Source organism: Novosphingobium sp. NPDC080210 (genome assembly GCF_050281025.1).
Taxonomy (GTDB): domain Bacteria; phylum Pseudomonadota; class Alphaproteobacteria; order Sphingomonadales; family Sphingomonadaceae; genus Novosphingobium.
This window is the reverse complement of the sequence record NZ_JBNNWL010000001.1, coordinates 555,369-574,114: the sequence shown is the minus strand read 5'-3', so window position 1 is coordinate 574,114 and position 18,746 is coordinate 555,369. Positions and strand designations below refer to the sequence as shown.

Below are 18,746 nucleotides of genomic sequence, written 5' to 3'. Positions count from 1 at the left end.
CCAAGGTTTTCGTCAGTCCACGAATTTCTCGGGCGCGGGGCTGACGATGGTGACGCCGCCAGCGCGGGTTTCGCGCACTTCCAGCGCGCGTTCCACGGTGCCGTCCAGGCCGAACCGGAACGGGCCGTCCAGCCCCAGGAAGCCGCCGCTATCGGCCAGCCGCGCCGCAGGGAAGGGGGTTCCGCCGCGCCATTCGCGGGCAATGCGCACGGTCAGCAGCACCGCATCGTAACCCATGGTCGCCTGGCGGTAGGGGGCAGAACTGAAGCGCGTCTGATAACTGGTCGCGAATTGACGGTAGCGGGTGTCGGGCAGGGCCGCGAACCATGCGCCGCGCAGGGCAGCGGAATTGCTAACGATGGGATCGCCGCTCCACAGGTCAGTACCCAGGATGCGCAGGCCCTTTGTGCCGCGCAGGCGGATCGCGGCCTGGGCGGCGGCCTTGGGCGTATCGGCGATCAGCACCGCCTGGAAACCGCCCTTGGCTTTCAGGCGCGAGGCGGCGCTGAGGATCGAGTTGTTGCCCCGGTCATAGCTGTCGCTGGCAACCACGGTGCCTCCCGCGATCCGCACCGCATTGTTGTAGGCAGAGGTGGCGCGGCTCCCGAATTCGCCCTTGGGGGCAAGCAGGGCAAACCGGTTCACGCCCTTTGCCCGAGCGAATTGCACGACCCGCAGGATCGAGCTTTCCTGCGTGTTGCCCATGATGAACACGTCGCGCGCCGCGGCGCGGGGATCGCTGGAGAAGGTTATCAGCGGCACCTTGGCAGAGCGCGCAACACCCGCCACGGACGAGATGTCCTCAGTCAGCATCGGCCCCAGGATCAGGCGATTGCCTTCCTGCAAGGCGCGCTTGGCAGCCTCGCTGGCACCGCCGCTGGTGTCATAGGTGGTGATCCGCACCGTCTGGGCATTGGTGTCAAGGATGGCCATGGTCGTGGCATTCGCAATCGACTGGCCCAGTTCGCCGCCCGGTCCGGTCAGCGGCACCAGCAGGGCGACGCGGTGGCGTGCCTTGTCTGGCGGCAGGCCATCGTTCGGGCCCTCTTCGCTGGTCGGTGCGCCGCGCGGTCCCTTGGGAATGACACTGCAACCGGAAACGACAGCCACGCCAATCAGCAGGGTCATGGCCCTGCGTGTCATTCGCGGTTTGAACATCCCTTGTCGCTCCCTCGTCGGCAGTCCATGGTGCGCCAATGGATCAAGCGCTAAAACCCGGGCTGTACATCGTCGCCACTCCGATTGGCAATCTGGGCGACCTTTCGACGCGCGCGGCGGCGGTACTCGGTGCCGTAGCTGCGGTGGCCTGTGAGGATACCCGCGTAACCGGCAAGCTGATGCAGCACATCGGCAAGAAGGCCAAGCTGATCCGCTATGACGATCACGCCAGCGATGCGACGCGGGATCACTTGCTGGCGCTGGCCGCAGAGCAGGCCATCGCCCTGGTCAGCGATGCGGGCACTCCCTTGATTTCGGACCCGGGTTACAAGCTGGTCCGTGCAGCGCGGGAAGCGGGGATTGCGGTTACCTCGATACCGGGGGCCAGCGCTGCGATCACGGCCCTTACTCTTGCCGGATTGCCCAGCGACCGCTTCCTTTTTGCCGGTTTCCTGCCTGCAAAGGACAAGGCGCGGCGGGATACTCTTGCTGAACTGAGCGCGGTGAAAGCAACGCTTGTGTTTTATGAAACCGGCCCGCGCCTGCTCGATACGCTGGGGGCAGTGGATGAAGTCCTGCCCGGACGCGAAGTGGCCGTCGCCCGCGAACTGACCAAATTGTTCGAGGAATGCCGAAGCGGCTCGGCCAGCGAGCTGATCGGTCACTACACGCAGCATCCGCCCAAGGGCGAGATCGTGCTGGTCGTCGGGCCGCCGGGTGAGCGTGAAGTGAGCGCAGCGGATGCCGACGAGCTGCTCAGGGAAGCGCTGCGGGATCGCAAGCCCAGCCAGGCCGCAGCTGAAGTTGCGCGCGCCACGGGACTGGACCGCAAGATGCTTTACGCGCGGGCGATGGAATTGAAGTGAGCAGCCGGGCCGAGCGCGAGGCACGGGGACGGCGCGGCGAATGGCTCGCTGCCTGGTTCCTGCGCCTGAAAGGCTGGCGGATCGTCGGACAGCGGGTGCGCAGTCCGCGCGGTGAAGTGGACCTGGTGGCGCGGCGCGGGCGGGTCGTCGCCTTCGTGGAAGTGAAGTGGCGGGCCAGCGCCGCGGACCTGGACCAGGCGGTCGATCACTATCGCCTGCGCCGCGTTGCCGCAGCGGCTGAAGCGATTGCGCCGCGCTATGTCAGGGCGGGCGATGTGCAGCGGATCGACGTGCTCCTCCTTGCGCCGGGGCGTTTCCCGCGCCACATGGCGAACGCCCTGATTTTGTGAGTGGAGCAAAGTTGCCATGACCCTACGCGTCGCGGTCCAGATGGACCCGCTGGAAAGCATCAAGATTGCCGGGGATTCCAGCTTTGCCCTGATCGAAGCAGCGCAGAAGCGCGGCCACACGGTCTATGAATATCAGGTCCAGACGCTCGCCTATGATTGCGGGCGCCTCACCGCCTGGGCCGCGCCGGTAACGGTGCAGCGGGTGGAGGGCGCGCACTTCACGCGCGGGGAATATCGCAAGATTGATCTGGTTGCCGATGTGGACGTCGTGCTGATGCGGCAGGACCCACCGTTCGACCTGTCCTACATCACGGCGACCCACCTGCTGGAACGGCTTGAGGGGCAGACCCTGGTGGTCAACGATCCGGCCAGCGTGCGCAATGCGCCGGAGAAGGTCTTTGTCCTGGACTTTGCGCATTTCATGCCGCCTACCCTGATCGCGCGGCGGATCGAGGACGTGCGCGAATTCCATGCGCGCTATCCCGGCGACCTGGTGATGAAGCCGCTGCACGGCAATGGCGGCAAGGCCGTGGTGCGCATTCCGGCGGATGGATCGAACCTGGGTGCTTTGCTGGAACTGTTCGACAATGCCTGGGTTGAACCCCACATGTTCCAGCCCTTCCTTCCCGAAATCAGCGAAGGCGACAAGCGCATCGTGCTGGTCGATGGCGAAGTGGCGGGTGCGATCAACCGCCGTCCGGGGGAAGGGGAGTTCCGCTCCAACCTGGCAGCTGGCGGCTATGCCGAACCAACCTCGCTGAACGCGCGCGAAGAGGAAATCTGCGCTGCGCTCGGCCCGGCATTGAAGGAACGCGGGTTGGTTTTCGTGGGCATCGACGTAATCGGCGGCAAGTGGCTGACCGAGATCAACGTGACCTCGCCGACCGGCATCATGGCGATCGATCGCTTCAACGGCACGGATACGCCTGGCCTGATCTGGGAAGCGATCGAGCGCCGTCATGCGGTCATGGGGCGCTGAGCCAACGCCCGCCACTCCATGAACGAAATCATCCTCCGCCTGATCGAGCAGGGTGGCTATTGGGGAATCTTCTTCCTGATGGTCATTGAAAACGTCTTTCCGCCGATCCCCAGCGAAGTGATCATGGGGCTGGGCGGCGTTGCCGTGGCGCGCGGTACGATGAGCTTCTGGCCGCTGCTGCTGGTCGGGACGGTCGGCTCGACGCTGGGCAATTACGTCTGGTTCATGATCGGTGACAAGCTGGGCTATCGCCGCTTGCAGCCGCTGGTGGACCGGTGGGGCCGGTGGCTGACGCTGGAGTGGGAGGACGTGGAGAAGGCCACGGCCTTTTTCCGCCGCCACGGCCAATGGATCGTCTTTGCGCTGCGCTTCTCGCCATTCCTGCGCACGATCATTTCGCTGCCGGCCGGTCTCACCCACATGAACCGAGGGCTGTTCCTGCTGTTCACCTTTGTCGGCGCGGCGATCTGGAACGTGGCGCTGATCCTGGGCGGCAAGTTCCTGGCGGAGTTCCTGAAAGGCTCCACTCTGGTCATGGACATCATCATCTTTGGTGGATTGGGCCTGGCCGTGGTGGGATACGTTTATCGCATCCTGACCTGGAAACCGCGCAGCTAATCCCCGCGCGGGTGGGCATTGCGGTAAACGTCGAGCAGCGTTGCGGCATCGACCTTGGTGTAGATCTGGGTGGAGCCCAGGCTGGCATGGCCGAGCAATTCCTGAAGGCTGCGAAGGTCTGCCCCGGCGCCTAGCAGATGCGTGGCGAAAGAATGGCGCAGCGCGTGTGGCGTGGCGCTGGGCGGCAGACCCAGGCTGACCCGCGCGCGGGCCATGGCCTTTTGCACAACACCCTGGGATAGCGGGCCGCCCTTGGCCCCGCGAAAAAGCGGCCCATCCTTGGACAAGGGCCAAGGACATTTGGCCGCATAGTCGGCCACGGCCTCGCGCAGGATTGGCAGGACGGGCACCACGCGCTGCTTGTTCCCCTTGCCGGTGACCGTCAACGTTTCGCCCAGCGGGAGGGCGCTTCCGGTAAGCGACAGCGCCTCGGCAATACGCATCCCCGCGCCGTAGAGCAGCAGCAGGACCGCCCGGTCGCGCGCGCCGATCCACTCCTCGCTGGCGTCTTCATCGACCGTCACAGCAAGGTTTACCGCCTCGTCTGGAGTGACGGGACGGGGAATGCCCTTCTTTACCCGTGGCCCGCGCATCCGGGGCGGTGCAGGATCAAGCATCCCGGCCTGTTCGCGGGCAAAGGCGATGAAGCCCTTGAGCGCCGAAAGCTCGCGCGCGGCGCTGGCATTGGTTAGCCCGTCCGCGCGCCTGCGGGCGAGCTGCTGGCGCAGGGCGGCGGCGTCCAGGCGGGCAATCGCGTCCCAACTGTCCAGGCTGGACGCATCGAGCAACCGCGCCGCCGTTGCGACATAGGCCCGCACCGTATGCTCGCTCCGCCTGCGCCCCTGCGCCAGGTGGCCGTGCCAGGCGGACAGCAGATCGGCACGGGTGCTCAAGCGCATCTTACGTCGCCACCAGGTCGGCACAGACCAGTTCGCTAAGCAGGCCATCCAGCAATGCCATTCCGGCCTCGGTCACCCCAAGACGCCCCGCCTCCTGCCACAGCAGTTTCTGGCGCAGGTAAAATTCCGCCTTGTCCTGGTCGATCAGCTCTGCGGCATCAAATCCGAACCGCCGGGCCAGAGCCACCGGGTCAATCCCTTCGCGCAGGCGCAGGCCCATCAGCAAGGCTTCGGATGCCTGGTCGCCCTGAGATAGCGGACGTTCTTCGGCCAGACCATTGCCCTTGTCGCTGACCGCGCCCAGCCAGTTTTCCGGCTTTTTGTGGCGCACCGTTGCCATCCCGCCGCGCCGTCCATGCGCGCCCGGGCCAATCCCGCAATAATCGTGATAGCGCCAATAGGTCAGGTTATGGCGGCTCTCCTCGCCGGGGCGGGCGTGGTTGCTGATTTCGTACGCCGGCAGTCCCGCTGCGGCAGTCATCCGGCGGGTCAGGTCGAACAGGTCCGCTGCCGCGTCATCGTCCAGTGGCCGGAAATCGTTCTGGCGGACCATTGTAGCGAAACGCGTGCCGGGTTCGATGGTCAGCTGATAAAGCGACAAGTGCCCGGTGCCGAAGGAGAGTGCGCGGGCCAGTTCCCGCTCCCAATCCTCCGCCGTCTGACCGGGCAGGGCATAGATCAGATCGAACGATACGCGGGCAAAGCGCTGCTGCGCCACATCCAGCGCGCGCAGCCCTTCGTCGGCATTGTGCAGGCGTCCCAGAAAGCGCAGCGCGGAATCGTCCAGCGATTGCAGGCCCAGCGAAACGCGGTTGATCCCCGCGCTGGCCAGGGCCGCATAGTTTGCCGCTTCGACCGAGGAAGGATTGCCCTCCAGCGTGATCTCTATTCCCGGAGCAAAACCCCACAGGCGCTCCGCTTCGCGCAGCAGGGTCTCGACCAGGGCGGGCGGCATCAGGCTGGGGGTGCCGCCGCCGAAAAAGATCGAATCCAGCGCCTCACCGCCCGCAACTTCATTTTCGTGGCGCATGTCAGCCAGCAGGGCGGCCTGCCACGCATCATGGTCGACGCTATCGCGGACGTGGCTGTTGAAGTCGCAATAGGGACACTTTGCGAGGCAGAACGGCCAGTGAATGTAAAGCGCGCGGGCCATGCCGCTTCCTAGCCGCCAAATTGCTCCGCGACCAGCTTGGCGAAGGCATCGGCGCGGTGACTGATCCGGTGCTTCTGCTCCGGATCGATCTCGGCAAAGGTCTGGCTGCCCCCCTGCGGCACGAACACCGGGTCATAGCCAAAGCCGAGAGTACCGCGCGGGGGCCAGGTCAGGCTGCCGCGCACTTCGCCTTCATAGACGGCGCTTTCGCCATCCGGCCAGGCAATGGCCAGGACGCAGACGAAGCGCCCGGAACGGTCGACTTCTGGCCCCTGTTCGCACAGCAGCCCTTCGACCTTGCCCATGGCCATGTACCAGTCCCGCCCGGCCGGACCCTCGAACCACTGCCGCTCGGCCCAGTCCGCCGTGTAGACGCCGGGACGACCACCCAGGGCATCGACGCACAGGCCCGAATCGTCGGCGAGTGCGGGCAGGCCGGAACCTTCCGCCGCCGCCCGCGCCTTGATCAGGGCGTTCTCGACGAAGGTGGTTCCGGTCTCGGCAGGTTCAGGCAGGCCCAGCGATCCGGCGGAAATGCAGTTCATCCCGAACGGCGCGAGCAGTGCGGAGATTTCCTTCAGCTTGCCCGCATTGTGCGTGGCAATGACCAGCGTTTCCGAGCCGAGCCTGCGCATCACGCTTACTTTACCGCCTCGCCCTGGGCCGCGAAGATCCGGTCGCAGCCGATCCGGGCCAGGCGCAGCAGGCGCAGCAGCGCTTCTTCGTCATAGGTCGCGCCTTCCGCCGTAGCCTGAACCTCGGCAATCTGGCCGCCTTCGATCAAGACGAAGTTAGCGTCCGCATCGGCCGACGAGTCTTCGTCGTAATCGAGATCCAGCACCGGGTTGCCGTTGAAGATGCCGCAGCTGACGGCGGCGACCTTGCGGGTCAGCGGATCGTCGTTGATGAGGCCCTGCGCCATCAGCTTGTCCACTGCAATGCGCAGCGCCACCCAGGCGCCCGAAATGGCCGCCGTGCGGGTGCCGCCGTCGGCCTGGATCACGTCGCAGTCCAGGGTGATCTGACGCTCGCCCAGCTTCTTGAGATCGCAGACCGCGCGCAAGGAGCGGCCGATCAAGCGCTGGATTTCCTGGGTGCGCCCGCTCTGCTTGCCCTTTGCCGCTTCGCGCGCGCCGCGGGTGTGGGTGGCGCGGGGCAGCATCGAATATTCGGCAGTGACCCAGCCTTCGCCCTTGCCGCGCAGCCATGGCGGCAGGCGCTCTTCCACCGATGCGGTGCAGATCACCTTGGTGTGGCCAAAGCTGACCAGAACCGAACCTTCCGCATGGCGGGTAAAGTGCGGTTCAAAGCTGATGGCGCGCATCTCGTCGGGCGCGCGGCCGGAAGGTCGCATATCAATCTCCAGATGCACGGAAGGCCGATCCCCCAGCGCATATCGAGGCCGTCCTTACTGAATAGTCGCAAGAAGGGAAGGGCACTCCTTCGACAAGCCCGGGACAGGCAGCTAAAAGGCGGGGGAATCACCATGACCACGCCGCCGATCACCGAACTGACCACCCGCGCCCGCGAAATCTTTCGCCTGGTGGTGGAAGGCTATCTGTCTACCGGGCAGGCGGTGGGATCGAAAACCCTGGCCGGGGCGGGCGCCCTGAACCTCTCGCCGGCTTCGATCCGCTCGGTCCTGCATGAACTGGAAGGGCTGGGCCTGCTCGCCGCGCCGCACACCTCTGCCGGGCGCCTGCCGACCGAACAAGGCCTGCGCTTGTTCGTGGACGGGATCATGCAGGTTGCCGAGCCGAGCGAGGAAGAGCGCGCCGCGATCGAGCGCAGCGTTACCCGGCCCGGCCCGATCGAAGCGGCGCTTGAGGCGACATCCGCGCTGCTCTCCAACCTGTCCTCTGCTGCGGGAGTGGTCATGGTACCACGGCGCGAGCCGCGACTGGCGCAATTGCAACTGGTCCCGCTGGCGCCGGACCGTGTGCTTGCCGTGATGGTCGGCGTGGACGGCGCGGTCGAGAACCGGGTCGTCAACCTGCCTGCGGGAGTGCCGCCCACGGTGCTGGAGCAGGCATCGAACTATATTTCGGCACACCTTGCGGGCCGGACACTTCCCGAGGCGGTGCGTGCGATCCGGGCGGAGATTGCCTCTGGCCAGACCGCGCTGGACGCCGCAAGCCGCGACCTGGTGGAGCGCGGGCTGGCGGTGTGGAGCGAGGATGCGCTCAGCCGTCCGGTCCTGATCGTGCGCGGCCAGGCCAACCTGCTGGATGAAACCGCGCTGACCGATCTGGAGCGGGTGCGGCTGCTGCTCGATGACCTGGAAAGCAAGCAGTCCATCGCCGACCTGCTCGATTCTGCGCGAGAGGCGGAGGCAACGCGGATTTTCATTGGGACGGAGAACCGGCTGTTCGCGCTTTCCGGCTCTTCCGTGATCGCCTCGCCCTATCGTGACCGCGATGGCCGCGTGGTCGGCGTGGTGGGGGTTATCGGCCCGACGCGGTTGAATTATGCGCGGCTAGTCCCCATGGTGGATTTCACGGCCCAGTCGCTGGGCAAATTGATCGGATAGACAGGTTTTTGACTGACATGAGCGAAGATACCAAGCCGCAGAGCGATCCCGCGGTTGAAGCCGAATTGGCAGGCGTTCCGGAAGAAATGCTGGAGAAGGAAACCGACAAGCTGGGCGACGCGCTGGACCGCCTGCGCGACGATCTGGAAGCGGCCAAGCAGGAAGTGCTCTATGCCAAGGCGGAAACCCAGAACGTGCGCCGCCGCCTGGAAAAGGACATTGCGGACACGCGCGCCTATGCCGCTACCGCCTTTGCCCGCGATATCCTGTCCGTGTCGGACAATCTTTCGCGCGCGCTGGATTCGATCCCTGCCGAACTGCGCGAGGATGACAAGCTGAAGAACCTCGTCGCCGGGATCGAGGCAACCGCCCGCGAACTGGACAAGGTTTTCGGCCTCCACGGCATCAGCCGCATCGCCGCGGTCGGCTTGCCGCTCGATCCGAACCAGCACCAGGCCATGCTAGAAGTCCCCCATGCCGAGGCCGAACCCGGCACCGTGCTGCAGGAACTCCAGGCCGGTTACATGATCAAGGACCGCCTGCTGCGACCCGCGATGGTGGCCGTGGCCAAGAAGCCGGAGTGACCTTCAAAGAGCGCGCAGTTCTTTAGCCAGTTCGGTCATCTCGGCAGTTAGGCCTCGTAATCCTTCCAGGGAGAAGAGTCGCGCGGTCTGACTGCCGCTGGTGCACTGCCGCGAGTTGATGAAGCAGGCGCGTTGATCATTTCCGATCACAGCGAGTTGCAGTGTCGAATGGACGATGTCGTTCCGCAACTCGTTGATTGCGGAGCAGCCGTCGATCAGTTTCTTAAGCTTTTCGATTTGGCTTTTGGAGAGCGTCGGAGAAGGTTTCGCCTTGCGCAGCTTTTCCAGTTTCTGACCGAACGAATCCGAACCTACCTTCCCTTCCGAGCGTTCTATGATCCAGATCAGCGCCTGCTCGACTTCCGAGAAGGCATCAATGCATCTGCTGCGGGTGCGATGGAATGCGTCAATACCAGGGCGCGGGTTTGTTGGTGCGTTCATTCGCAGTTGAATAATGGGAGAAGTGTGACTTCTCAGTAAACCGCGAAATTCACCAGCGAATCATAAGCGGCGGCATCGCCTACTCCCGCCAGTTTTACCCCATGCCGCAGCAGAAACGCATGGCGCACGATCTCCGCCTGCTGCTCGATCCCGTATCGCTCCAGCGGCCAGCCCGGTTTCAGGCTGTAGTCATAGCGGCGCGAGAAAGGGCGGCTTAGGATCAGGAACCAGGGGCCGCGCTGCTGGACCTGCCAGACGTGGGTCATCTCGTGGATGAAATGCCCCTGGAGCGATAAGTCCGCCTGGCTGAAATCGTCACGGTAATTGTGCGAGGCCGGGTGAAAGTGCAGATGCCCGCGCGGGGCCATGGTTACGCGGCGGGGCTGCAAGGGAAACCAGCGTCGCCGCCGGATCGTCACCCGCGCACAATCAATCGCATGGCCGAAAACGGACCTGACCAGGGCCACTTCGCCCGGCGTGAGCGGGCGCTCTCCGCCTGCCGGGCAAAGGTGGACCTTCTCGATCAGTGGCCGCTCCCGTGGTCCATCCCGGCCATTTCATCCCCGGACATGCCGCCCATGCCAGCGCCCATGGCTTCCAGCTTGAGCGGGGCGGAAACCTTGTCGCCATCGCTGAATGTCACGGTCATTTCAGTCGTTCCGCCTGCCTTCAGCTTGCTGTCGAGGTCAAAGCCCATGACGTGCAGCCCGCCGCGTTCAAACTTCACCACCGACTTGGCCGCAACGTCCACGCGGTCGACCGGTTTCATCTGGCCGCCCTTGGTTTCGTGGATTTCGGTCTTGCCCACGCCGTCGATTGCAATTGCGGCGATGGAAACGCTGGCGTCGCCGTTGTTCTCGACCGTGAAAAAGGCGCCTGCGGGATTGCCGCTGACGGCGGGCAGGGTCATCGTCCCTTCGCTGATGGCAAGGCCCGGCTTTGCTTCGGGAGCAGCGGTGGGCGCGGCCTTTTCCTCGTCCTTGGCGCCGCCGCAGGCCGACAGTCCCAGCAAGGCAAACGAGGCGGCGACGGGCAGGGCAAAGCGGCGGGCGAGGGTCACGATAAAGGTCCTTTCCATGCGGATTGCATTTGTGCGCTTTCGCTAAACACATGGTGCCCTTGTGCCAAGCAAAACCACACCTATATCGCGCCTTGAAGAGCCGCCGAGCCCGCCTTGCCGATCTTGCGGGAGGCGAACAGACGCGGTGTCGTTGAACGTACAAGGATGGGGTTCAAATGGGTAAAGTAATCGGTATCGACCTTGGCACCACCAACAGCTGCGTTGCCGTGATGGACGGCGGCAAGCCCAAGGTTATCGAAAATTCGGAAGGTGCGCGCACCACGCCCTCGATCGTCGCTTTCACCAAGGATGGTGAGCGCCTGATCGGGCAGCCGGCCAAGCGCCAGGCGGTGACCAACCCCGACAACACGATTTTCGCGGTGAAGCGCCTGATCGGCCGCCGCTTTGACGATCCCATGACCAAGAAGGACATGGAGCTGGTTCCCTATGCCATTGCCAAGGGCAAGAATGGCGACGCCTGGGTCAAGGCGGGCGGTGAAGAGTATTCGCCCAGCCAGATCAGCGCCTTCACCCTGCAGAAGATGAAGGAAACGGCAGAGGCCTATCTGGGTGAAACCGTCACCCAGGCGGTCATCACCGTTCCGGCCTACTTCAACGACGCGCAGCGCCAGGCGACCAAGGACGCCGGCCAGATCGCGGGCCTTGAAGTGCTGCGTATCATCAACGAGCCGACTGCGGCCGCGCTGGCCTATGGCCTCGACAAGAACGACGGCAAGACCATTGCCGTGTACGACCTTGGCGGCGGCACCTTCGACGTCTCGATCCTCGAAATCGGCGACGGCGTGTTCGAAGTGAAGTCGACCAACGGCGACACCTTCCTGGGCGGTGAAGACTTTGACACCCAGGTCGTCGAATGGCTGGCCGAACAGTTCAAGAAGAAGGAGGGCATGGACCTCCGCACCGACAAGCTGGCCCTCCAGCGGCTCAAGGAAGCGGCCGAAAAGGCCAAGATCGAACTGTCGAGCGCGCAGACCACCGAAATCAACCTGCCGTTCATCACGGCCCGCATGGAAGGCGGCGCCACGACGCCTCTGCACCTGGTCGAAACGATCACCCGCGCCGATCTGGAAAAGATGGTCGCTGGCCTGATCGAACGCACCAAGGAACCGATGCGCAAGGCGCTGGCCGACGCCGGTCTCAAGGCTTCGGACATCGACGATGTCGTACTGGTCGGCGGGATGACCCGCATGCCGCGCGTGCGTGAAGTGGTGAAGGAATTCTTCGGCAAGGAACCGCACACCGGCGTGAACCCTGACGAAGTCGTGGCCATGGGCGCAGCGATCCAGGCGGGCGTGCTGCAAGGCGACGTGAAGGACGTGCTCCTGCTCGACGTTACCCCGCTGTCGCTGGGTATCGAAACGCTGGGCGGCGTGTTCACCCGCATGATCGACCGCAACACCACGATCCCGACCAAGAAGAGCCAGGTGTTCTCTACCGCAGAGGACAACCAACAGGCCGTGACGATCCGCGTGTTCCAGGGCGAGCGCGAAATGGCGAGCGACAACAAGCTGCTTGGCCAGTTCGACCTGGTCGGCATTCCGGCCGCGCGCCGGGGCGTGCCGCAGATCGAAGTCACTTTCGACATCGACGCCAACGGCATTGTCAACGTGTCGGCCAAGGACAAGGGCACCGGCAAGGAGCAGCAGATCAAGATCCAGGCTTCGGGCGGTCTGTCTGATGCGGACATCGACCAGATGGTCAAGGACGCGGAACGGTTCGCGGAAGAGGACAAGAAGCGGCGTGAAGCGGCGGAAGCCCGCAACAATGCCGACAGCCTGGTCCACGCGACCGAGCAGCAGCTCGCCGAACATGGCGACAAGCTGGATGCCGATCTCAAGTCGGAAATCGAAGCGGCCATTGCCGAAGCGAAGACGGCCATCGAAAGCGGCGATGCCGAACAGATGACTGCCAAGACCCAGGCCCTGACCGAAAAGGCCATGAAGATGGGTCAGGTGATCTATGAGAAGGAGCAGGCTGCCCAGGCTGCTCCGGGCGGAGCCGGCGCCGCAGCGGGCGAAGCCGCTGACGACGTTGTCGACGCCGAGTTCTCCGAAGTTGACGAGAACAAGGGCTAAACAGGCCATGGATCGGGCCCGCTGCCGCAATTCAAAGCGCGGCGGCGGGCTTGATTGTTGAGGGGCGACCATGTCTGTCGAAGCCGACTATTACGAACTGCTGGAAGTAACCCGCGGCGCGGACGATGCGACGATCAAGTCGTCGTACCGCAAGCTTGCCATGCGCTGGCACCCGGACAAGAATCCCGGCGACCCGGAAGCTGAAGCCCGGTTCAAGGCGATCAGCGAAGCCTATGATTGCCTGAAGGACCCGCAAAAACGCGCGGCCTATGACCGTTTCGGCCACGAAGCGTTCAAGCAGGGCATGTCCGGCGGCGGTGGTCCCGGCGCAGGTGCGGGCTTCTCCGACCTTGGCGATATATTCGAAACGATCTTCGGTTCCGCTTTTGGCGGGGGCGGCGGGCGGCAGCAGCAACGCCGCGGGGCCGACCTGCGCTATGACATGGAAGTCACGCTGGACGAGGCTTTCCACGGCAAGCAGGCCGAGATTGAAATCGAAGTCGCGGCCAAGTGCGAACCTTGCGACGGTTCGGGCGCAGAGCCCGGCACCGGCACGCGGCGCTGCAACCTGTGCGGCGGCCACGGTCAGGTCCGCGCGCAGCAGGGTTTCTTCATGGTCGAGCGGACTTGCCCGACCTGCCATGGGCGCGGCGAAGTCATCGAAAAGCCATGCCGCTCTTGCCGGGGCGAAGGCCGCGTCGACATTCCGCAAAAGCTGGAAGTGAACATTCCGCCGGGCGTCGATACGGGCACCCGCATCCGTCTGGCGGGCAAGGGCGAGGCGGGGCCGTTCGGCTCACCGCCGGGCGACCTCTACATCTTCATCCACGTCAAGCGCCACGCCGTATTCGAGCGCGACGGGACCACGCTGGTAACCCGCGTGCCGATTGCTTTCACCACGGCGGCACTGGGCGGAGAGATCGAAATTCCGGGTCTGGATGGCGAGAAGATCGGCATCGACATTCCCGCTGGCATCCAGTCCGGCAAGCAACTGCGCAAGCGCGGGGCGGGTATGCCCGTGCTGCAAGGGCGGGGCCGGGGCGATCTGGTGGTCGAAATCCTGGTCGAAACGCCGACCAAGCTGACTGCCCGGCAAAAGGAACTGCTGCGCGAGTTGCAGGAGACCGAGACGGGAGAGGAAACGCCGCAGTCAAAGGGCTTTTTTGACCGCATCAAGGAAGCGTTCGGCGGCTGATCGTCGTCTCCGAAATTGACGGGGCGATCAGGCGACGGCGCCGATTTCGTCCCGCAAGCCTTCCAGCAAGGCCGGATCGACCCGCTTCAGCTCCGCTTCCTCGTCCAGCACGGCCAGAAAAGCTTCGCGCTTGAACCGGGCCAGTTCGGCCCCCTCCAGCACCATGCCCGCAGGCAAGGCCGAGGTGACGAGGTCGATCATCCGCTCCACCCCGTGCAGGCGGCCCCAGATGTAGTCGTTCTCACGGTAGGCGCGGCTGAAGAAGGCACCGAAGTTGTAGAACTCCGTTCCACGCAGCATGGCGCCTGCGCCCCCTGTGCGGATCGAAGTGCAATCGTCCGGCGAAATCCGGTCCACCTTCGCCGGGTCGAATTCGTTGGTTCCCTCGCCGCGCAGCAGCGGCAGCGTCACCATGTCATAGAACGGAAAGCCGAGGTAACTGAGGAGAATCCGCCGCTTCAGTTCGCGCGGCACGGTCTCCAGCGCTTCGACCAGCAGGGCATCCACCACCAGGTCCGTCGCGGCAAGCTGGCGGCGGTTCGCGATGGTGGTGAGGACCAGTTCCGGCTCTTCCATCACCTGCCGCGCAATCGCGCCAAAGTCCGTACCCAGCGCCCCGCTCGTCTCGCGGTCGAAATAGAGCGATAGCGCGCGGTAGACCGCGTTGCGGGCGTTCTCGCGCGCGTCGGGCGCGGCGGCGTCGATATCGTCCCAGTCCTCCGACAAGCGGCGCGCCAGCAGCCGCAGGCGGCGAATGCGGAACCCCAGGTCATGGTCGCGGAAGAAATCGATCGCCGCATCGCTCGCCCCGCCGCGCGCTCCGCCGATCTGATCCAGACCATGGGCGGCGAGCCATCCGGCCAGGCGGTCCGCAACCGGATCGGGATTGGGCAGCATGAGTTCCGGCGCGGCGGCCAGGATCGTTTCAGCAAGGCTGGCCACGATGCCCGCCAGCTTGACTTGCCCATAGGCCTGGAAGGTGAAGCCAGCCTGCTCCGCTGCTGCCTGCTGCGCCTTGGCCCGCCAGGCAGTCAGGCGCTTTGCCGTCGGTCGGTCCAGGAACAGCGTCCGCCCGAACAGGCGTTCGACCGTTTCTTCCACCTCCGGGCGAAGGGAATCGACTACGGCTTTCAGCTTGGCCTGCTGGCGCGATGCGCGCTGGATCGCTTCCAGGTTGTCACGAACGGGTTGTTCGCGCGGAATGGAGGAGAGCGACCCGAAGATCATGTGAAAGAACCCGGGCGCGCGCGGATCGGCATGACGCCTGCCGCCCACTTCGTCCGGATGGGGGTCGATATAGACGAACCGGCGGTCCACCTCGCGCTGGGCCGGACGGTCGCGCAAAACACCCATCGCTTCGGCAAAGGGGGCATTGACCAGAACCGAACCGTCGATCAGCGCAACTTGTTCCGCCTCGCCCCGGTGGCTGTGTTCCGGCATGATCCGCTCGATAAAGGCCGTACGGCTGTGCCATGGATCGCCTTTTTCTGCGGCCAGCGCATCGATCTCGCGCAGTTGCAGGGCGGGGAAGGCCCCCGGAAAACTCGCCGTGGCGCGCGCGGCGAAGACCAGTTCCAGCGACGGGGCAATGCCCTGTCCTGGCTCTGCCGGGGTGTTGGAGCGAAAGCCGATGGAAAAGCGGTGCTCGCTCTCCTCGATCGTCTTGGGGCTGTGCAGGTGAAGCGTCTGCGCGTGCCCCGCAAAGTCGGTTGCGGTGACGAACAGGTCGATGGGGTGGCCGGGAGGAAGCAGCGGCGCATCGGCCTCTCCCGATGCCATCGCATCCAGGGCCTCGCACAGCAGCTTGGAAAAACCCAGCCCGCCAAACGGCGGTTCAAACCAGCGCGAGCGGATCAGGCGCGAGAGCTTGGCCCGCACTTCGCGCCGGGTTTCCGGGGCAACGCTGGCCGAGACGAGATTGCCCGGGCGCTTGAGCAGCCAATAGACGATGGGCATGGCCCAGAACTTGGCTATGCGCGATCCGGGCCGGGCGTCGGGATCAAGCAGCACGTCCACGTCAGCCCGTTCCAGCCAGAGCTTTGTCAGCGGCTCAAGGCTCTGCCCGGAATGGAGCGCCTGGGCCAGGAATACGCCGTTGATCCCGCCAGCACTGGCCCCGGCGACGATGTCAGGCAGAACCCGCAGGCGCAGTTTGAAATGACGCTCGATCCGGTCAAGCAAGCGCTGATAGACCGCTTCCGTGCCGCCGCTCACCGCCGCGCCGCCATGGAAAGCGCGGCTGGCGCGGGCCAGTTTCCACAGCTCCTTGGTCACGCCGTGCATGTAAACGGCAAGGCTGACACCGCCGTAGCAGACCAGGGCGATGCGGAGTTCCTTCTGGCGCATGGTCACCTCTTTCCACGTCCTATGCGCTGTGGCAATTGCGTTCTTATTACGTTCCAATTAGGGGAAAGCCATGGCCAAACCGAAACGTCGATACATTTGCCAGGCTTGCGGCAGCGTCACCCACCGCTGGCAGGGGCAATGCGCCGACTGCGGGGAGTGGAACACCCTGGCGGAAGAGGCTCCGGAAACGGTCTTTTCGGCCAAGCATGACCTGTCATCGGGCGGGCGGCCCATTATCTTCGAAGCGCTGGATGCTCCGGGCGAAGTGCTGAAGCGCCGCTCGACCGGCCTTGCCGAGTTTGATCGGGCGCTGGGCGGTGGGCTTGTTCCGGGCTCGGCGGTCCTAATGGGCGGCGATCCGGGCATCGGCAAGAGCACGCTGCTGCTTCAGGCCGCTGCGAAAATCGCGCTGGGCGGGGCAAGCTCGGTCTATATCAGCGGGGAAGAAGCCGCCGGACAGGTGCGGATGCGGGCCGACCGCCTGGGACTGGCCGGAGCGCCGATCTCTCTGGCATCGGCGACTTCAGTGCGCGACATCCTGACTACGCTGTCCGGCATGGTCCCGCCTGCATTGCTGGTGATCGACTCGATCCAGACCATGCATTCCGATCAGATCGAAGGGGCGCCGGGAACGGTAAGCCAGGTCCGCGCCTCTGCGTTCGAACTGATCCGCTACGCCAAGGAAAACGGCGTCGCGCTTGTCCTGGTTGGCCATGTCACCAAGGACGGCTCGATCGCAGGCCCCCGCGTGCTGGAACACATGGTCGACGTGGTGATGAGCTTTGAAGGCGAGCGCAGTCACCAGTACCGCATCCTGCGCAGCATCAAGAACCGCTTTGGCCCGGTGGACGAGATCGGCGTTTTCGCCATGGAAGGGCAGGGACTGGCCGAAGTGGGCAACCCCTCGATGCTGTTCCTTTCCGGCCGCGAATCCCCGGTTCCGGGCAGCGCGGTGTTCCCCGCCATCGAAGGGACGCGGCCCGTTCTGGTCGAGGTTCAAGCCCTGATCGTCCGCCTGCAAAGCGGGGCAACGCCGCGCCGGGCGGTCGTCGGGTGGGACAGTGGACGGCTGGCCATGCTGCTCGCCGTGCTGGAAGCGCGCTGCGGGCTGAACTTCTCTTCCGCCGAAGTCTACCTGAACGTTGCCGGGGGCTACCGCCTGGCCGATCCGGCTGCGGACCTGGCCGTCGCTGCGGCGCTGGTATCCGCCCTGGCAGACAAGCCGCTCGCCGCCGATGCGGTCTGGTTTGGCGAAGTTTCGCTGGCTGGTGAGATCCGCCCTGTCGCCCATTCCTCGATCCGTCTGCGGGAATCCGCGAAGCTGGGCTTCGGCCGCGCCTTCGGACCTTCCGATGCTAACGGCGGAGAGAGTGCCACCAGGTTTACCGGGCTTGGCCTGCTGCCAAATCTCGTTGACCGGATCGTCGGCCACGCCTAGTTTCGCCCGCAATATGACGGGTTTCGACATCGCGGTTCTAATTCTGGTCGGCCTTGGGGCGATCACGGGGTTCATGCGCGGCTTCATTCAGGAAGTCCTGGCGCTGGCCGCATGGGTGCTTGCGCTGTTCGCGATCCACAATCTCCACACGCCGGTTACGGAAGCGCTGGTCCCCTATGTGGGCAATGGCAGCGGTTCTGCGGTGCTAGCCTTCGCTATCCTGCTCCTCGTTCCCTACGCCGCAGTAAAGGTGGTTGCGGGACGCATGGGCGAGGCGAGCCGCAATTCGGTCCTTGGCCCGATAGACCGCTTGCTGGGCTTCGGTTTCGGCGCGGTAAAGGGCATGGTGATTGTCGTCCTCGCCTTTTCCATCCTGGTGCTGGGCTATGACACGGTCTGGGGCGCGGCAGGTCGGCCGACCTGGATCACCCAGGCGCGCGCCTATCCCTTCGTCAATGCGGGTAGCGAATATCTCGTCTCGATGATTTCCGAACGCCGCAAGGAAGCTGCCGAGGCCGAAGCGAAGCGAATGGGCAAGGACGCGGTGAAGAAGATGCTTTCGGGCAAGTGAGCATCGCCACGACGCTTTACACGCCGCAGGTCTTGGGTCTGGCAACCGAACTGGCTGCATATCCGCTGGGCGACAACCTGACCTTCAAAGGCGCTGCGCGCTCGCCGGTTTGCGGTTCAGCCATTGAGATCGCATTCGAACTGGACGGGGGCGAGACGATCGACCGCATTGGCATGAAGGTTCACGCCTGCGCGATCGGTCAGGCCGCCGCCGCGATTTTTGCAAAGGCAGCCAGCGGGAACGACCGTGAAAAACTCTCGCTGGCGCTAGGTCAGATCGAGGATTGGCTGAGCGGAAAACGGACGGAACTTCCCGACTGGCCGGGGCTGGAAGCGATTGCCGCAGCCCGCGACTTTCCTGGGCGGCATGGCGCGATCCTGCTGCCGTGGCGGGCAGCGCTTGATGCGCTTCCCTAACCGCGCCAGCAGCGCTAGAGCATCGCGAAATAACCAGGGGAGATGC

General features: G+C 64.6%; 20 protein-coding genes. 11 read left to right on the top strand and 9 right to left on the bottom strand.

Annotation, left to right across the window (positions count from 1 at the left end):
- Positions 1 to 12: 12 nt before the first annotated feature.
- Positions 13 to 1,143, bottom strand: a complete 1,131-nt coding sequence (locus ACQKOE_RS02760) for a penicillin-binding protein activator (RefSeq protein ID WP_427511454.1) — start codon at positions 1,141 to 1,143, stop codon at positions 13 to 15.
- A gap of 53 nt (positions 1,144 to 1,196) precedes the next feature.
- On the opposite strand from ACQKOE_RS02760, the gene rsmI reads away from it, so the two are divergent.
- The 4 genes from rsmI to ACQKOE_RS02740 are packed head-to-tail and all read left to right on the top strand — an operon-like array spanning position 1,197 to position 3,971.
- Positions 1,197 to 2,024 carry a 16S rRNA (cytidine(1402)-2'-O)-methyltransferase gene (rsmI, locus tag ACQKOE_RS02755; protein WP_427511453.1) on the top strand — a complete coding sequence of 276 codons (828 nt, stop codon included), beginning with the start codon at positions 1,197 to 1,199 and terminating at the stop codon, positions 2,022 to 2,024.
- Positions 2,021 to 2,374 carry a YraN family protein gene (locus ACQKOE_RS02750; RefSeq protein WP_427511452.1) on the top strand — a complete coding sequence of 118 codons (354 nt, stop codon included), beginning with the start codon at positions 2,021 to 2,023 and terminating at the stop codon, positions 2,372 to 2,374. The genes rsmI and ACQKOE_RS02750 overlap by 4 nt, the downstream gene beginning before the upstream one ends.
- Before the next feature lie 16 nt (positions 2,375 to 2,390).
- On the top strand, positions 2,391 to 3,353 hold the full coding sequence (gshB, locus tag ACQKOE_RS02745) for a glutathione synthase (RefSeq protein WP_427511451.1): 963 nt from the start codon (positions 2,391 to 2,393) through the stop codon (positions 3,351 to 3,353).
- An 18-nt stretch (positions 3,354 to 3,371) separates the two neighbouring features.
- Positions 3,372 to 3,971, top strand: a complete 600-nt coding sequence (locus ACQKOE_RS02740) for a DedA family protein (protein WP_427511450.1) — start codon at positions 3,372 to 3,374, stop codon at positions 3,969 to 3,971.
- Here the strand turns inward: ACQKOE_RS02740 and ACQKOE_RS02735 are convergent.
- Genes ACQKOE_RS02735 through rph form a run of 4 tightly spaced genes read right to left on the bottom strand, consistent with a single transcriptional unit; the run spans position 3,968 to position 7,377 of the window.
- A complete protein-coding gene (locus tag ACQKOE_RS02735) occupies positions 3,968 to 4,870 on the bottom strand; it encodes a tyrosine recombinase XerC (RefSeq protein WP_427511449.1) in 903 nt (300 codons plus the stop codon). The genes ACQKOE_RS02740 and ACQKOE_RS02735 overlap by 4 nt on opposite strands.
- Position 4,871: 1 nt before the next feature.
- A complete protein-coding gene (gene hemW / locus ACQKOE_RS02730) occupies positions 4,872 to 6,023 on the bottom strand; it encodes a radical SAM family heme chaperone HemW (RefSeq protein ID WP_427511448.1) in 1,152 nt (383 codons plus the stop codon).
- A gap of 8 nt (positions 6,024 to 6,031) precedes the next feature.
- Positions 6,032 to 6,661, bottom strand: a complete 630-nt coding sequence (gene rdgB, locus ACQKOE_RS02725) for an RdgB/HAM1 family non-canonical purine NTP pyrophosphatase (protein WP_427511447.1) — start codon at positions 6,659 to 6,661, stop codon at positions 6,032 to 6,034.
- 2 nt (positions 6,662 to 6,663) lie between these two features.
- Complete coding sequence (gene rph, locus ACQKOE_RS02720; RefSeq protein WP_427511446.1) at positions 6,664 to 7,377, bottom strand: ribonuclease PH; 714 nt, start codon at positions 7,375 to 7,377, stop codon at positions 6,664 to 6,666.
- 132 nt (positions 7,378 to 7,509) lie between these two features.
- Here rph and hrcA point away from each other — a divergent pair, with 132 nt between their 5' ends.
- Positions 7,510 to 8,553 carry a heat-inducible transcriptional repressor HrcA gene (hrcA, locus tag ACQKOE_RS02715; RefSeq protein WP_374590743.1) on the top strand — a complete coding sequence of 348 codons (1,044 nt, stop codon included), beginning with the start codon at positions 7,510 to 7,512 and terminating at the stop codon, positions 8,551 to 8,553.
- A gap of 17 nt (positions 8,554 to 8,570) precedes the next feature.
- A complete protein-coding gene (grpE, locus tag ACQKOE_RS02710) occupies positions 8,571 to 9,137 on the top strand; it encodes a nucleotide exchange factor GrpE (RefSeq protein ID WP_427511445.1) in 567 nt (188 codons plus the stop codon).
- 3 nt (positions 9,138 to 9,140) lie between these two features.
- Here grpE and ACQKOE_RS02705 read toward each other — a convergent pair whose 3' ends face one another.
- The 3 genes from ACQKOE_RS02705 to ACQKOE_RS02695 are packed head-to-tail and all read right to left on the bottom strand — an operon-like array spanning position 9,141 to position 10,656.
- Positions 9,141 to 9,578 (bottom strand): hypothetical protein, encoded by a 438-nt coding sequence (locus tag ACQKOE_RS02705; RefSeq protein WP_427511444.1) that lies wholly within the window; start codon positions 9,576 to 9,578, stop codon positions 9,141 to 9,143.
- 32 nt (positions 9,579 to 9,610) lie between these two features.
- Positions 9,611 to 10,045 carry a vgr related protein gene (locus ACQKOE_RS02700; protein WP_427511443.1) on the bottom strand — a complete coding sequence of 145 codons (435 nt, stop codon included), beginning with the start codon at positions 10,043 to 10,045 and terminating at the stop codon, positions 9,611 to 9,613.
- A gap of 56 nt (positions 10,046 to 10,101) precedes the next feature.
- Entirely contained in the window at positions 10,102 to 10,656 is a 555-nt protein-coding gene (locus ACQKOE_RS02695; protein WP_427511442.1) for a copper chaperone PCu(A)C, read from the bottom strand.
- Positions 10,657 to 10,814: 158 nt separating this feature from the next.
- Between ACQKOE_RS02695 and dnaK the strand changes: the two genes are divergently transcribed.
- Both dnaK and dnaJ read left to right on the top strand, forming a co-directional pair.
- Positions 10,815 to 12,734 carry a molecular chaperone DnaK gene (dnaK, locus tag ACQKOE_RS02690; RefSeq protein ID WP_374590751.1) on the top strand — a complete coding sequence of 640 codons (1,920 nt, stop codon included), beginning with the start codon at positions 10,815 to 10,817 and terminating at the stop codon, positions 12,732 to 12,734.
- A gap of 70 nt (positions 12,735 to 12,804) precedes the next feature.
- On the top strand, positions 12,805 to 13,929 hold the full coding sequence (gene dnaJ, locus ACQKOE_RS02685; protein WP_427511441.1) for a molecular chaperone DnaJ: 1,125 nt from the start codon (positions 12,805 to 12,807) through the stop codon (positions 13,927 to 13,929).
- 27 nt (positions 13,930 to 13,956) lie between these two features.
- Here the strand turns inward: dnaJ and ACQKOE_RS02680 are convergent, their stop codons facing one another.
- On the bottom strand, positions 13,957 to 16,275 hold the full coding sequence (locus ACQKOE_RS02680; RefSeq protein ID WP_427511440.1) for a patatin-like protein: 2,319 nt from the start codon (positions 16,273 to 16,275) through the stop codon (positions 13,957 to 13,959).
- Between the two features lie 70 nt (positions 16,276 to 16,345).
- Between ACQKOE_RS02680 and radA the strand changes: the two genes are divergently transcribed.
- The 3 genes from radA to ACQKOE_RS02665 are packed head-to-tail and all read left to right on the top strand — an operon-like array spanning position 16,346 to position 18,700.
- Complete coding sequence (gene radA / locus ACQKOE_RS02675) at positions 16,346 to 17,713, top strand: DNA repair protein RadA (protein ID WP_427511439.1); 1,368 nt, start codon at positions 16,346 to 16,348, stop codon at positions 17,711 to 17,713.
- A 13-nt stretch (positions 17,714 to 17,726) separates the two neighbouring features.
- Positions 17,727 to 18,284, top strand: a complete 558-nt coding sequence (locus ACQKOE_RS02670; RefSeq protein ID WP_427511438.1) for a CvpA family protein — start codon at positions 17,727 to 17,729, stop codon at positions 18,282 to 18,284.
- On the top strand, positions 18,281 to 18,700 hold the full coding sequence (locus ACQKOE_RS02665) for an iron-sulfur cluster assembly scaffold protein (protein WP_427511437.1): 420 nt from the start codon (positions 18,281 to 18,283) through the stop codon (positions 18,698 to 18,700). Before ACQKOE_RS02670 ends, ACQKOE_RS02665 begins: the two co-directional genes overlap by 4 nt.
- Positions 18,701 to 18,746 lie beyond the last annotated feature (46 nt).